Origin of the sequence: Bacillus sp. 522_BSPC, from assembly GCF_001076885.1 — a bacterium.
Lineage (GTDB): Bacteria > Bacillota > Bacilli > Bacillales > Cytobacillaceae > Niallia > Niallia hominis.
The window spans coordinates 12454-27185 of record NZ_JVDT01000073.1 but is presented as its reverse complement, the minus strand read 5'-3'; the positions used below and the strand labels follow the sequence as shown (position 1 = coordinate 27185).

Here is a 14732-nt window from a genome sequence, read left to right as displayed (position 1 = left end):
GAAAAGTATACGATGTATACACACTCCCCTGATCGGAGTGTATAATAACTCCTTCTGGCTGATTGCGTTTATCCAAAGCATCCTGCAGTGTATCAATTACTAATGTCGTTTGTTGATGATTATAAATCTTATAAGCTACGATTTCATTATTATACAAATCCATAATCGTAGACAGATATAATGTTTCGCTGCCATACTGGATATACGTAATGTCCGTTACCCACTTCTCATTTGGTTTACTTGCACTAAAATCACGATTAAGAATATTAGGTACAATGACTTCACTTTCTCCCTGCGATTTCCACTTGCGTTTTGGTTTCACCTTACACTGCAAATGATGCTTCTGCATAATGTTTTGAACTGTGTTCCTATTAAGATGAATATGATGTTCTCGCTTTAGAATAGCTCTAATTTTCCTATGACCATTTCTATATTTAGTAGCCTTACAGATTTCAATAATTAACTCTTCATGTTCATTCCGATATTCACCAAACCCTTTAGTCCAACGATAATAGCTAGCACGTGGAATCCCTAAAACTTTTAAAATGGAAGTAACGGTATATTTTTCACGAAATTGTTCAACCAATTGTACTACTAGCCCTTTATCGACTCCTTTCTCATCGCCATATACTTTTTTAGAATTTCATTCTCCATTTTTAGGTGAGTTAGTTGATTACTTATTCGCTCGTCCTTACTTAAAGAATCGGGCCCATGCCCAAATGTATATTGTTTACCAATTGGCTGATCAAACCGATACATTTCTCCATTTTTGTACCATCTCATCCAAGTTTCAATTTGAGTTTTATTTTTGATTTTGTATTTGTTCATAATTTCCCGTGTTGTTAATTTTCCTTCAAGCTTATCTCTTACTACCGCCCATTTAATCTCTTTTGTATATACAGTTTTTTTGCCCACGCAAAAACACCTCCGAATAATGTCACAATACTTATCTCAAGTATTGCCATTTTGGAGGTGTTTTATATTGTCTCACTATTTTAGGTTAGTCCAGTTTCCTTTACACGAAATCAACACTTTTTTTAGCTGAAGGGGAACAAGTATAAATCATATTAACAAATTCAAAATCTCCGCCATTTGTCGATTGGATAAACGTAGTTGTTTCTTTAAATCCTGCTTTCCTATAAACCTTAATAGCACGCTTATTAAATGTCGCAACCGCCAAGCTAATAAAGGAAGGGGAAAAATGCTCTATTATATAATTCATCCCAATTGTTAAAAACGTATAACCTTTGTTCTGACCTGTTAAATCAGGTCTTAAACCAAGACCGATATCGATTGTATTATTTTCTCCTTTGTTTACACTAAAAAAACCGATAAGTTGATTTTCTTCTGTGACAGCGTAAATGGACTCATTTCTTTGTTCACTATCAAGAAACGCAGCTAAATCCTCTTCATCTGCCTCCATGTCATAAAATCCATAAATTCCATCATAATGCCAGTGATATGCAATTTCTTCTGCTTGTTCTTGTGTAATAAGTTGAAAGTGATACATGATTGTTTGCTCCTTTTTATGGGAAATTATATCATATCGAAATATTTTGATAAAATAGTAGATTCTGCTTCTCGGGAGAATTTGAACAGGCTATACTAGAGAAAAGGAGAAGGGGGTAGAAGAAAACATGAAAACAGAAAGTAGCATTCCATATAATATAGAAGAAACAACTATTTTAGATATACAGAAAGCCTTGGAGTCTGGTGCAATTACTTCATTGGAGCTGACCAAGCAATATTTAAATCGAATTGCATCATTTGATCCTGCATTATGCTCTATTAGGGAAATAAACCCTGATGCATTAGAAATTGCAGCAGAGCTAGATGAAAAAAGGAAGGTACTCCATCAAGTGGGACCACTTTATGGCATTCCTGTTATTATAAAGGACAATATTGATACAAATGATTCGATGGCAACAACTGCAGGCTCGATTGCATTAGAACATAATTTTGCTAAAGAGGATGCTTTTATTGTTAAAAAGCTTCGAGAAGCAGGAGCTGTTATTATTGGAAAGGCTAACCTCTCTGAATTTGCCAATTTCATTACGGAATTAGATATGCCTAATGGCTATAGCTCTTTAGGGGGACAGGTCATGAATCCATATGGTCCTGGTGTTTGGGATGTAGGTGGTTCAAGCTCGGGAACTGGTGCAAGCATTGCAGCTAATTTTGCAGTGGTTGGAATAGGAACTGAAACCTCTGGATCCATTCTTAGTCCCGCTAGTAATAATTCACTTGTTGGAATAAAACCTACACTTGGTCTCGTTAGCCGTACGGGAATTATCCCACTAGCTCACAGTCAAGATACGGCAGGTCCAATGACAAGAACCGTTCGTGATGCAGCAATTCTATTAGGGATCATTGCTGGTGTGGATGAAAAAGATGAAGTGACACAAACAAGTATGGGGAAGCCAAGTGATTATACGACATTTTTGAAAACAGATGGGCTAAAAGGGAAACGAATTGGAATTGATCGCACCTTTTTTCCTGAAGAGGAAGAGGAAGTAGCTCTGTTTGAAGAGGCGATGGAAGAATTAACAAAGCAAGGGGCTATCTTGCTTGATGTTACCATTCCCCGTGAAAAATTCGATTCTATTGTTCTCTACCATGAATTTAAATATGGCATAGATAACTATTTACACAAACTTTCTGAAGAAGTGCCTGTTCATTCATTAAGCGAGGTTATTACATTTAATAAAAAGCATCCAGACCTGGTTAAATATGGTCAGACGATTCTTGAGTATTGTGAAACATTAAATGGGGATTTGGAAGATGCAAAGTATAAAGAGCATCGAGAAACAGATCTTAGACTTTCTACAACAGAAGGAATCGATATAACGATGAAAGAAAATCAATTAGATGGGTTATTATTTGCGAAATATTTAGGTTGTGCAATGCCTGCAAAAGCAGGATACCCATCTATTACTGTTCCAGCAGGCTATACACCAAAAGGTAAGCCAATGGGGATAACATTCTCAGGATTAGCTTATAGTGAACCTAGTTTAATAGAAATGGCATATAGCTATGAACAAGCAACAAAGCATCGAACGCCACCGGTATTGGATAAGGGGAACTAAGAAGGGAAGCAGTGTATATAGGTACACTGCTTTTTTGGCATAAGCTTCGTTATGGGACAGTATATTATATTAATAAGAAGAATCAGCTTGAGATTTACAAACCTAAATAGTTTAATCTAGATTGATGTTTTAATATAAGATATAATGAAAAGAAAAAGAAAGCTCTTACATTTTACTGGCGTAACCCAAAAATGGTGTAAAAAAACCATCTAGTTGGAAGTTCTATACTAATGGATGTTAGAAAAATAGTAGATTTCGTGAATCGGGGAGGAAAAAGAATTGTCTTTAACACGTGTGCTTGTAGGAATATTTAAAAGTTTTGAGGAAACAAAGGAACAGCCTAAGGTTCCTGAATTAAAGACACGTTATTATAAAAAAAGTCGTGATCGCTTGATGGAAACAGTAAAAAATGTAGTAGAAAGAAAAATGTCAAATTGGGATTTAAAAAAAGTCGATACAGATCGTGGGGAAATCGTATTGAGCAAAGGATCTAGCTTAATGATTATTACTGTTTATAAACTAGCAGGAATGCAATCAGCAATTGATATTTATTGTTCAAAGGAAGGAGCTTTAGGGGATTTCGGCTCCAGCTATAAATATATACAGCAATTTTTTAAAGCGCTTCATACGGAAATTCAGCCAGAAAAAGGATAAGCATCCAGCGAAAAGTTCGTTGATGTTCAAAAAGAATGGGAGTGTATGGAATGAAAATTGTTCTTACAGGGGCTAATCGGGGATTAGGGATTCACCTTGCTAAAACGGCTGTGGAAAGAGGACATACAGTACTTGCGGGGGTACGATCGGTTGTAGAAGATTCACCTATCAATCGATTGAAAAAACAATTTCCAGACAATGTGTATACATATTTTCTTGATGTTACAAATGAAGAGTCGATTGCAAAAGCAGCTGAACTAGCAGTAAAAGATGTTGATTCTATTGACGGCATTATTAATAACGCAGGAGTCCTCGCAGAACGGGGAAAGCCAATTGAAGAGCTCGATTTTAATCAGGTTCAGTTTACGATGGATGTCAATGTATTAGGACCGATGAGAATAATGAAACATTTCCTACCCCTTTTATATAAAGGGAAAAAACAGGCAGTTATTAATATCTCTTCAGAAGCGGGAAGTATTCATAATGCCTATGGCGGAGACTTTCCATATGGAATTTCGAAAGCAGCCCTAAATATGTTTACCGTTCAATTATCCAGCTATGTAAAAGACAAAGACATAGCTGTATATGCTGTTCATCCTGGCTGGATTAAAACAGATATGGGTGGCGACAACGCAACAGGCTATCCAGAAGAGTCAGCAAATGGTATCCTTGATATTTTAGAAGGAAAGCTAGACATAACTAGCGAATTAGGATTTATTGATTTTACTGGGAAAGAAATGAAAATTTAATAGATAGGTAGGGGAAGAATCAGAATGATCTTGCATGGAGCAAAGATTTTCTGATTCTTTTTTGTATGAACAGGACAGCTTCCTAAAGGTGTTATTGACTAAAATGAAAAAGAAAAAATCCCCACTGATGGAAGTTACCTATTATAATAGAAATATTATTTATAATTTTCTGTTGATTTACAAGGAAGGAGTATTTGATGAATAACGAAGAATTAATAACGATGCAACAGTTAAATAAATCTCATATGAATGACTTGCTTTCCTTAGCTACTATTGTTGGCTGGGATTATGACTTGGAAGAAATCCAAACTCTACTCGTTTCCGGAACTATGTTTGGTCACATAACGTTAGAGAAGATAGTAGTATCCTGTGCTGCAATTATTCCTTATGGAGCTAAGCTAGCATCTATCGGCATGGTAATTGTTCACCCGAACTATCGAGGAAGAGGACTAGCGAAAGTGTTGCTGATTCATTGTATGAACCAATTGCCAAGAAATATGGCTCTTATGTTAATTGCGACAAAAGAAGGCAGACCTGTTTATGAAAAATTATCGTTTAAGGAATATAGCCATGTAACAAAGCTTCTTGGGAAAGGTAAGCAAATGAAGCTTGTATTAGATGGCTATACTATACATCAATTCGTGAAAACAGATTTAGAAGAAATGCTTGTATTAGACCAAGCAGCATTTGGAAGTTCAAGAGTGCTGTTCCTAGAGAACAGAATAAAACAGGCAAAAGATTCACTTGTACTAAAGGATAGAAAAGGAGTAATGGTTGGATATGCTCTTACTGTAAAAAAACCTAGTAATCTAGTTATCGGTCCTATTGTAGCACAAGATGATGAACAGGCAATTCTCCTTATTAAGACAATCATTGCAAACAATCAAGGAAGTATAAGAATAGATATAGTGGAAGGAAAAAACACCATAATGGAAGAGCTACAGAAGCTAGGATTTCAAATAGTAAATCGTCCTCCAGTAATGGTGAAAAATATCGAAGCATTCCCAAAAAGAAATAATTGCTTATATGCGATTGCAGCACAGGCTTATGGATAATCATAAAAGAATAAAAGATGTAAAGGAAGTAATGGTAGACGGAGAAAAGAGTTGATTTTAAGAAAGAGAAAATGATATTAGTCATTTTCTCTTTCTGTTTATATGTGCCATTATATCTGACTTTAAATAAATCCTTTCTTTGTTGCCTACTTTTAGAGGGTCTAAAATCCCTTTTTTAACACATTCGTGGATATATTGCCGAGTGCATCCTAATAGCTCGGTAACTTCTGAGGTAGAGATTAATTCCTTTTCTAAATCCTTTCGTAGTTCCATATCATTTTCAAATCGAATCATGATAATCGTTCCAATCTTTTCATAATATTTTATGTAGTAGTATTATTCTATACCCAAAAATAAACTAACTAACCATTCCTACGCAAAATTTAAATGTGCCTAATCTTCCTGTTTCTATCGCACTATTCTGTAGAATTCTCCGAATAATAGACAATAATTTTGATGTTATTGCTACGTAATAAAGTATATATTTTCCAAGTGGAAATAGATATAATAATGAAGAAAGCCAAAAAAATGGAGGCATATATGTTCAAAAATAAGTTAGGTAAGATAAGATCTGGTTGGATTATTTTGTTAGCTTTATTGGCTACAATGATAGCACAATTGATTCTTTCAGCCCCAGGTATGATTATAGCTGTCATTATTGAATCTCAAATTAATCCTGATATTTCTGATGAAATGATTAATCAGGTATTAGATGGTTCTCCCCTCTCTCTTTTGTCTCAGGGAATAGGGATGATCGGTGGTATCGCAATCTTGTTTCTTTTATGGAAGTTTGTTAATAAGAAGAGAATTTCAGAAATGGGTTTTAAAAAGTTTTCTCCAGATTTTTTCACTGGTTTAGCTCTTGGTGCAGTGTCTATCGTCGTTATATTTTTAATTCTATTATTCACAAAAAATATAGAGATAGCTAATTCAATTGGTTCGCCACATTTTTCTACTTACACAATAGCCTATCTTTTATTTTTTATATTAGTAGGGTTTTCAGAGGAACTAACGTTTAGAGGCTATATAATGTCCACGCTTGCGGATAACGGTAACTCTAAAACTGTCGTATATATCATCTCAGCATTTATTTTTGGCATTGCACATATGTGGAATCCGAATGTCGCCATCCTCGGAATTGTTAATATTTTTCTAGTAGGGCTCTTGTTTGCCTATATGTATGATAAGACAAAAAGCCTATGGATGCCGATTGGCTATCATATAACGTGGAATTATTTCCAAGGAAATGTGTTTGGCTTCCCAGTTAGTGGAACGACTCCATATGGCCTTTACGGTATTGATGTTTCTATGGGAAATGATTGGTTAACAGGTGGTTCCTTTGGTCTAGAAGGAGGAATACTAGCTACTTTAATGATTGCTTGTGGCTACATTGTGACCAATTTATATACAAAGAAAAGATTAGCATAGTGTTCATTTAAATCTTATACGGAGAAAAAGTAATATTCTCATAGAATAATTGCTTAATTTACGTTATAATAAGTCGAGTTAAACCAATTATATAGCAAAATCCGTATGTTACGGTGGAGGTTCTAGCTACCCTCTTTAAAAAACTAAGAAAAACAGGACTGCTTTCTTAGTAGTGCTGTTTTTTCTATATGAAGGAGATTTTGGAAATGAAAAACGAAAAAGCGGTTGTTGTATTTAGTGGTGGTCAAGATAGCACTACCTGTCTATTTTGGGCAATGAAAAACTTCAAAGAAGTAGTAGCTGTTACGTTTGACTACAATCAAAGACATATTACAGAAATTGAATGTGCGAAAAAGATTACAGAAGAGCTTGGCATTAAACATCATATTCTTGATATGTCCTTGCTAAATCAGCTTGCGCCAAATGCTTTAACAAGAGACGATATTGCGGTTGAAGAAGGAAAAGATGGCGCATTGCCTTCTACTTTTGTTCCTGGACGCAATTTATTATTTATGTCATTCGCGGGTGTATTAGCAAGCCAGATTGAAGCAAAACATATTGTAACTGGCGTTTGTGAGACAGATTTTAGTGGCTATCCAGATTGCCGTGACATTTTTATTAAATCATTGAATGTAACTTTAAACCTTTCAATGGACAATCAATTTGTCATTCATACTCCACTAATGTGGTTAAATAAAGCAGAAACCTGGGGGCTTGCAGATGAGTTAGGTGCGTTCGAATTTGTTCGCGAAAAGACACTAACATGTTATAACGGAATGGTTGCAGATGGCTGTGGAGAATGTCCTGCTTGTAAGCTACGTAAAAAAGGCTTGGATGATTATTTAGCTGTTCGAAAGGGGGTATAAGAGAATGCATGATTTTCGAATAGTTGATAGATTGCAAAAGTTTGGGGAGGATATTTCTTCTAAGCAATTAAAATATCATCATAAGCGCGTTATGGTTAGCAAAGAGTTTACCTTTGATGCATCACATCACTTGCATGCCTACGAAGGTAAATGCATGAATCTTCATGGACATACGTATAAGGTTGTTTTCGGTATTAGCGGATATTTAGATGACCGTGGATTGATGATTGATTTTGGTGATATTAAGAAGATATGGAAAAAGGAAATCGAAATTTATTTGGATCATCGTTATTTAAATGAAACACTTCCACCAATGAATACAACTGCAGAAAATATTGTTTATTGGATATTTGAAAAAATGGAAGAAGCATTGAAAAAGGATGAGATGAAACAAGCAAATAATGGGGCAAGAGTGGAATTTGTGCGTCTCTTTGAAACTCCTACTAGTTATGCAGAAATGAGAAGGGAGTGGATTGGAGAGTGAGTAAAGTACCTGTAATGGAGATATTCGGACCAACGATTCAAGGAGAAGGAATGGTCATTGGTCAAAAAACGATGTTTGTCAGAACGGCAGGTTGCGATTATTCCTGTGCTTGGTGTGATTCTGCTTTTACATGGGATGGAAGCGGGAAAGATCTAATTAAGCAAATGCAGGCTGAAGAAATATGGGATGAATTAGTTCGCTTAGGCGGCAATGGCTTCTCATTTGTAACACTGTCTGGAGGGAATCCTGCCCTATTGAAAAATCTTTCTTTTCTGGTAGATTTATTAAAAGAAAAAGGAATAAAAATCGGTCTTGAAACGCAGGGAAGTAAATGGCAGGATTGGTTTGTGGATATTGATGAGCTAACTATTTCACCAAAACCGCCTAGCTCGAAAATGAACACGGATTTTGACATATTAGATGCGATTATGCAAAGATTAAGAGATGCAAATCGAAGTAATTATATGAGTCTAAAGGTAGTTGTATTTTCAGACGAAGATTATGAATATGCGAAAAAGGTTCATCTACGTTATCCAGATGTTCCTTTTTTCCTGCAGGTTGGTAACGAAGATAATAAAACTATCGATAACGCGCAATTAGTACAGCAATTACTGACTAAATACGAGTGGCTGATTGATAAAACAATGCTTGATCATGAGTTCAAAAATGTAAAGGTACTTCCACAGCTACATACGTATATTTGGGGAAATAAGCGTGGAGTGTAGACAACCGGGAAGACATTTAGGAGGATTACGGAATGAGTAAAATGAATATTCCTCAAATAGAGGAAGCAATTCGCTTATTATTAGAAGCGGTTGGAGAGGATCCTAATAGAGAAGGATTATTGGATACTCCAAAACGTGTAGCAAAAATGTATGAAGAGGTTTTTTCGGGACTTACAATCGATCCAAAAGAATATTTTGAAACGATTTTTCATGAAGACCATGAAGAATTGGTATTAGTGAAGGATATTCCCTTTTACTCCATGTGTGAGCATCACTTAGTTCCTTTTTACGGAAAAGCACATGTAGCTTATATTCCTAAGGGAGGAAGAGTCGCTGGATTAAGCAAACTTGCAAGAGCAGTCGAGGCAGTTTCGAAACGTCCGCAGCTTCAAGAGAGAATTACGTCCACTGTTGCAGATACAATGATGGAAACACTTGAACCACATGGAGTGATGGTTGTAGTGGAAGCAGAGCATATGTGTATGACCATGCGTGGGGTGAAAAAGCCTGGTGCTAGCACAGTTACTTCTGCAGTTCGTGGTGTTTTCCAAACAGACAGTGATAAGCGTGCAGAAGTATTTGCGATGATTAAATAGGCATGACATTTGTATTGAATTTTTGAAAAAATCCTGTTATTAGCAGGATTTTTTTTATTAACTTATATGCTTTTCAATAAACCTTCTATACAAAAGTGAGTGAGAAATTTGGTAAGAAAAAAGGAACTTTTCCATCTATTAACGAGTCTTTATAGATAAAGGGAGGTGTTCGAAATTAGTGTGTTAAACGAAAGGGAAATTTATGAAATCTTTTTTGAAAAGGTATTTAAAACAACTTTTTATATTTTAAAAAATGAGGAGCTAGCGAAGGATGCTACACATGATACCTTTATAAAGGTGTTTAAAAATCTTGGAAAGATAAATAAACCCTCAAGTCTGAATGCTTGGATAACTACAATTGCTACACGTACTGCTATTGATATCTATAATAAAAATAAAAGACAATCGGCCTATATGTTTGAAGAAGAAAACTATGTCTTAAATTCTGATGATTCTAATTATCAGAAAGATGAATTAGAAAATTATTTAGCTAACTTACCACCTGAACATAAACAAGTCTTAATTTTAAAGTATATGGATGATCTTACGGAGAAAGAAATAGCTAAGCTACTTTCCATTAAATTAGGAACAGTCAAATCAAGAATATTTCGTGCGAAACAAAAAATATTTGAACAGTACCAAACAGGAGGTGAAGGTAGAAGTGACGAATAATCAAGAAGAAATAATAAAGGAACAATTAGAAAAGGAACTTAACTCTATTAAAGTACCTAATGGAGTTAAGGAAGAGTTATGGATACAGGTTTCTTCGACTCGGAAAAAGAGTGGGATATCATTCAGATTACTCCCATATTTAGCTGCTGTAGCATTTATCATTATCCTAATACCACTTGGATTAAGTACATTACCCTATGATTCAGACTCCAATCAAAAGGATTATATAACAAAACAAGAAGAAGAGAATATAAAAACAATCGAAGCTGTTATAAAAAATAACTTTACAAGTCCAGATGAAGAATGGGAAAAAATAATGAATAATACAGATACAGAAGAGGAGGGAGAAATTAAAGGGTTAAGGGAATATGAAAAGGCTTTATATAGAGAATATTTTGCAAGTGATAGAGCATTCGATGAATATATATCAATCTACGGTTCGGTAGTATGGATTGAACCTGAGAGACATCATTACAAGTTAAGGGCACTGGATATTAAATGTGAAAAAACCAATTCAGCGGAAATTATTTATAATTTTTCTGCGAAAGTAGAATATCAAAAGGAAGGCAGTACCTCAGCAGCAGTAGGAATGATTACTGGGCAAGCAAATCTAAATGAAGAACATAAAATAGAAGCTATGAATATCAATTACTTTGAACTTATCGATCAATTAAGCAAATAAATTAAAAAAAGTAAGGTGATTCACAAAAATTGTTATTTTTTAAAAGTATATTTTAATCCGAAAGTGGAATGGTTCGGAATACATTTAACAATTGAGATGAACTTGATACAATGCTTAACTTCATAATAAACCATCAAATATGTGAAACTGTCAAAACAAAAAAGCAAAGCACATCCATTAAAAGGATACTATGATGGACAATAAGTACTGTACAAATAAAAAAGCTGTCAAGTCAGTTGACATTTGCAGTGCCGTTTTGAGTATCGAGGGTTCGAGAGGATCCGCACTTATTTGTTGGGGTATAAGGAAAAGCATCTGAGTTGAAAAATAGACGGAAAAATTTCGCTTATATAGTAATTATTATTAAAGAATGCTTAAATAGACGGAAAGATTCCGTCTATTGACTCGAAAAATGCGAAGAAGGGAGATTTTACTTTGCGTAATCGGAAAACCTCCCCTTATTTACCCCGAAACAAGCTCATTTCTGCATTTAACCGGAAAATCTCCGCTTATTTTCCTTTTGCAGGTTACTTGATTCAGGACAAAACCTTTTTTTAAAAGGGGGTGAGTCCAAGAGGCCATCGTTTTAATGCCTTACGGCGAACCATACCAAAAGTAAGTGAGACTTTATATAAATAAGGATTTTGCATTCCAAATAAAGAAACTCGCCAATTCCAATGGCGAGTTTTCCATTTTATATACTAATAACGATGCCAAAGCTACTGTCAGATTGGCACCCACTTTAAGAAAAACACCTCAAAACAGAAACCTTTGTTAAATAAAACTTTGTTTTTTTATGCGATAGTTTCAGAAGCATTGATGTCGTTAGACTGGTATTTTTTCGTATCTAATTCACCGAGTGTTTTACTTGTTACAACACCAGAAACCATGGATCCACTCACGTTTAAAGCAGTACGACCCATATCAATTAATGGTTCAACAGAGATTAATACCCCAGCTAAAGCAACTGGTAAGTTTAATGTAGAAAGAACGATCAATGTTGCAAATGTTGCTCCTCCGCCAACTCCAGCTACCCCAAAAGAACTGATCATAACAACAATAATTAAAGTTGCGATGAACGAAGGGGATAAAGGATTAATCCCTTGTGTCGGTGCAATCATAACTGCAAGCATTGCTGGATAGATTCCAGCACAGCCATTTTGCCCAATAGATACTCCAAAGGATGCAGAGAAGTTTGCAATAGATTCAGGTACACCTAGTTTATTTTTTTGTGCCTCAATGTTTAAGGGCATTGTCCCTGCACTAGTACGTGATGTAAAGGCAAAAGTAAGAACTGGCCAAACCTTTTTCACATATTGTTTTGGGCTTAGTCCCATAATAGCAAGAATGATTAAATGAATAATAAACATCGCAATTAACGCAACATACGAAGCAATAACAAATTTACCTAGCTTCACAATGGCATCGAAGTTACTTCCTGCAACGGTCTTTGCCATTAATGCAAGGATTCCATATGGAGTTAATCGTAGAACTAATGTTACAATTCGCATAACAACCGTATGTATAGCCTCGACGATTTTTTGAAAAAATGCTGCCTGTTCTGGATTTTTTCTTTTAATACCAAGGAAAGCAACTCCAACAAATGCGGCGAATATAACCACTGCTATCGTAGATGTTGGTCTAGCACCTGTTAAATCTTGAAATGGGTTAGCAGGTAAAAAGCTAAGAATTTTTTGTGGCACTGTTGTGCTTTGGACTTCTCCTAAAGTTTCTTCTAGTTGTTGTCCACGAAGGATTTCTGCATCTCCAGCACTTACATCAATTGCTTTTAGGTCAAAGCCAGCTGTTGTGGCAATACCAATTCCAGCAGAAATAGCTGTTGTAATTAATAGTGTTCCAATTACAAGACCGCTGATCTTGCCAAGATTAGCTGATTTTTCAAGCTTTGTGAATGCTGCAATGATCGAAATAAAGACTAGCGGCATAACAATCATTTGTAATAGCTTTACATATCCGCTTCCGACTATACCAAACCAATCATTTGTATTCGTGATTACCTCAGAAGTAGGATCATAAATCAATTGTAGGATAGCTCCGAATACAACCCCAAGTCCTAATCCTGTAAACACACGTTTAGAAAAGGAAATATGTTTCTTTTGCATGTAGAAAAGAACGCTAAGCAAAATAAGTAAGATGATAATGTTTAAAATAGTGAATAAGTTCAATGCTATGTCCTCCTTTAATTTTGTTAATTCATATAGGTTAAATAGGAATTAATTAAATTCTTTAAAATCCTACCATTGTTTATCACATTTGTAAATAAAAATTTTGAGAAAGGAGGAATTATGATACTTAATATATGGTGCTTTTATTCTTGTTAATCAATTAGCAAATATGGTGAAGATAAAATACATGATGAATAGTGTTTGTTACAGAACTTTCTGTTAAAATAAAAAGCAAATAAGGCTATATGGGGGATTAGGATGTATACAATCGATTATCATTCTCCAATTGGAGTAATAGAAATAAGTGGAACGGAAAAGGCTGTTTCTTCTATCTTATTTTCGGAAAAAGAACTGGCAGAAAATCTGATTAATGCATCTACACCAAATGTATTAGTTACGTGCTCCAAGCAAATAGATGACTATTTTAAAGGGAAGCGCCGTGACTTTTCCTTCCCGATGGAAATAGGGGGGACACCTTTCCAAAAGCAAGTTTGGGACGCGTTAACGACTATTCCGTATGCTGGTACTGGATCCTATAAAGATATCGCCAACAACATAGGGAACGAAAAGGCAGTACGAGCAGTTGGAAGTGCAAATGGAAAAAATAAGCTATGTATTGTCATTCCTTGTCACCGAATTATAGGTGCAAATGGAACCCTAACTGGGTATGCTGGTGGCTTATGGAGAAAAGAATGGTTGCTTAGTCATGAGCAAAAATTTAAGCGAACAATCTAATAAGGAAAAGAAAAGAAGCAGAAAATCCTCCATTAATAAGAAGATTTTCTGCTTCTTTTTTAGAACTTAAAAAAGCTCTATAAGAGTACCAGCTCCACCTGCGCTGCGTACGATGATAACCACTGATGTTATCCAACCTAATGTATATTATATTTGAAAACGATTACAAAAGCAAATATTGTGAATGCCTGAGCGAATTATTCCGAATATTATTATTAATTAGGATAATATTCCCATTTGATATAAGGGAGGGAAAAGGGCTGTTTTGAAGTATTTTTCACCTATAATATTTAGCATAAATTATTGGTAATAGAAAATCCTATAGGAAAAAAGGAGGTACTATATGGAAGAGCAAAAAGGAACGAATCTATCCAACTATGATAGCGTAACAGACAGAGTTATTGCTGAAGATTCAGACGTGCTTAGTGTATCGATTAAAACAAATCTTGACCCTAAAAATGTGCTGAAAGACAACCCTTATTTTGATAAATCGAAAACCTACAGCGAAGAAGAATTGGAAAAGTTAAAGAAATTTTTTGGAGGGTAGGAACAATTATTCCATAGAAGGAATGGAAAGACGCATAAAACGAAACTCCTTATGTAGATCATCTCTGATTTGTTTCATACAAGTCAGCTACGGAGGAGTTTTTTTATTTTCAAGAAAAAGATTAGTTATCCTTAAGTTTCTTTTCTTGCTTTTTTATACAGAAAGTGATTAAATGTATATACTTGTTTTTTATACTATACGGTATAAAAAACAGATGGATTAGATTATTAATAAGAAGTAATTCTTATGATTTATTATTAATAGAAA

General features: G+C 35.0%; 18 protein-coding genes and 1 riboswitch. Of the genes, 13 read left to right on the top strand and 5 right to left on the bottom strand.

Features of this window, described 5'->3' with window-relative positions; translation table 11 throughout:
* The 3 genes from ADJ83_RS05135 to ADJ83_RS05125 form a co-directional block, all read right to left on the bottom strand.
* Positions 1-586, bottom strand: a 586-nt coding sequence (locus ADJ83_RS05135) for an IS3 family transposase (RefSeq protein WP_048717144.1), incomplete at its 3' end; no start/stop codon positions are given.
* Between the two features lie 8 nt (positions 587-594).
* Positions 595-915 carry a transposase gene (locus tag ADJ83_RS05130; protein WP_016200952.1) on the bottom strand — a complete coding sequence of 107 codons (321 nt, stop codon included), beginning with the start codon at positions 913-915 and terminating at the stop codon, positions 595-597.
* 100 nt (positions 916-1015) lie between these two features.
* Positions 1016-1513 carry a GNAT family N-acetyltransferase gene (locus tag ADJ83_RS05125; RefSeq protein WP_048717141.1) on the bottom strand — a complete coding sequence of 166 codons (498 nt, stop codon included), beginning with the start codon at positions 1511-1513 and terminating at the stop codon, positions 1016-1018.
* 124 nt (positions 1514-1637) lie between these two features.
* Here ADJ83_RS05125 and ADJ83_RS05120 point away from each other — a divergent pair, with 124 nt between their 5' ends.
* The 4 genes from ADJ83_RS05120 to ADJ83_RS05105 all read left to right on the top strand — a co-directional run bounded on the left by ADJ83_RS05120 (position 1638) and on the right by ADJ83_RS05105 (position 5544).
* Entirely contained in the window at positions 1638-3086 is a 1449-nt protein-coding gene (locus ADJ83_RS05120) for an amidase family protein (protein ID WP_048717139.1), read from the top strand.
* Positions 3087-3365: 279 nt separating this feature from the next.
* Positions 3366-3740 (top strand): hypothetical protein, encoded by a 375-nt coding sequence (locus tag ADJ83_RS05115; protein ID WP_048717137.1) that lies wholly within the window; start codon positions 3366-3368, stop codon positions 3738-3740.
* A 50-nt stretch (positions 3741-3790) separates the two neighbouring features.
* The gene (locus ADJ83_RS05110; protein WP_048717135.1) at positions 3791-4489 is read left to right on the top strand and encodes an SDR family oxidoreductase; all 699 of its coding nucleotides are present in this window, start codon (positions 3791-3793) and stop codon (positions 4487-4489) included.
* 197 nt (positions 4490-4686) lie between these two features.
* Positions 4687-5544 (top strand): GNAT family N-acetyltransferase, encoded by an 858-nt coding sequence (locus tag ADJ83_RS05105; RefSeq protein WP_048717133.1) that lies wholly within the window; start codon positions 4687-4689, stop codon positions 5542-5544.
* An 81-nt stretch (positions 5545-5625) separates the two neighbouring features.
* Here the strand turns inward: ADJ83_RS05105 and ADJ83_RS05100 are convergent, their stop codons facing one another.
* Positions 5626-5838 (bottom strand): helix-turn-helix transcriptional regulator, encoded by a 213-nt coding sequence (locus tag ADJ83_RS05100; protein WP_048717131.1) that lies wholly within the window; start codon positions 5836-5838, stop codon positions 5626-5628.
* 246 nt (positions 5839-6084) lie between these two features.
* On the opposite strand from ADJ83_RS05100, the gene ADJ83_RS05095 reads away from it, so the two are divergent.
* The 7 genes from ADJ83_RS05095 (at position 6085) to ADJ83_RS05065 (ending at position 10997) form a co-directional block, all read left to right on the top strand.
* A complete protein-coding gene (locus ADJ83_RS05095) occupies positions 6085-6972 on the top strand; it encodes a CPBP family intramembrane glutamic endopeptidase (protein WP_048717129.1) in 888 nt (295 codons plus the stop codon).
* A gap of 110 nt (positions 6973-7082) precedes the next feature.
* Positions 7083-7125: riboswitch (PreQ1 riboswitch) on the top strand.
* Positions 7126-7160: 35 nt separating this feature from the next.
* On the top strand, positions 7161-7838 hold the full coding sequence (gene queC, locus ADJ83_RS05090) for a 7-cyano-7-deazaguanine synthase QueC (RefSeq protein ID WP_275044146.1): 678 nt from the start codon (positions 7161-7163) through the stop codon (positions 7836-7838).
* 4 nt (positions 7839-7842) lie between these two features.
* Positions 7843-8322: a 6-carboxytetrahydropterin synthase QueD gene (gene queD, locus ADJ83_RS05085; RefSeq protein WP_031538783.1), complete on the top strand. Its 480-nt coding sequence runs from the start codon at positions 7843-7845 to the stop codon at positions 8320-8322.
* Positions 8319-9047: a 7-carboxy-7-deazaguanine synthase QueE gene (gene queE, locus ADJ83_RS05080; RefSeq protein WP_031538782.1), complete on the top strand. Its 729-nt coding sequence runs from the start codon at positions 8319-8321 to the stop codon at positions 9045-9047. The genes queD and queE overlap by 4 nt, the downstream gene beginning before the upstream one ends.
* A 32-nt stretch (positions 9048-9079) precedes the next feature.
* The gene (gene folE, locus ADJ83_RS05075; protein WP_031538781.1) at positions 9080-9643 is read left to right on the top strand and encodes a GTP cyclohydrolase I FolE; all 564 of its coding nucleotides are present in this window, start codon (positions 9080-9082) and stop codon (positions 9641-9643) included.
* Between the two features lie 180 nt (positions 9644-9823).
* Positions 9824-10315, top strand: coding sequence for an RNA polymerase sigma factor (locus ADJ83_RS05070; RefSeq protein WP_231512580.1), 492 nt, complete (start codon positions 9824-9826; stop codon positions 10313-10315).
* Entirely contained in the window at positions 10305-10997 is a 693-nt protein-coding gene (locus ADJ83_RS05065; protein ID WP_031538777.1) for a hypothetical protein, read from the top strand. Before ADJ83_RS05070 ends, ADJ83_RS05065 begins: the two co-directional genes overlap by 11 nt.
* Before the next feature lie 794 nt (positions 10998-11791).
* Here the strand turns inward: ADJ83_RS05065 and ADJ83_RS05060 are convergent.
* Entirely contained in the window at positions 11792-13183 is a 1392-nt protein-coding gene (locus ADJ83_RS05060) for an L-cystine transporter (RefSeq protein WP_031538776.1), read from the bottom strand.
* Positions 13184-13441: 258 nt separating this feature from the next.
* Here ADJ83_RS05060 and ADJ83_RS05055 point away from each other — a divergent pair, with 258 nt between their 5' ends.
* Together ADJ83_RS05055 and ADJ83_RS05050 are read left to right on the top strand one after the other, a co-directional pair.
* A complete protein-coding gene (locus tag ADJ83_RS05055) occupies positions 13442-13918 on the top strand; it encodes a methylated-DNA--[protein]-cysteine S-methyltransferase (RefSeq protein WP_031538775.1) in 477 nt (158 codons plus the stop codon).
* Between the two features lie 343 nt (positions 13919-14261).
* Complete coding sequence (locus ADJ83_RS05050; protein WP_031538773.1) at positions 14262-14465, top strand: hypothetical protein; 204 nt, start codon at positions 14262-14264, stop codon at positions 14463-14465.
* Positions 14466-14732: the final 267 nt, after the last annotated feature.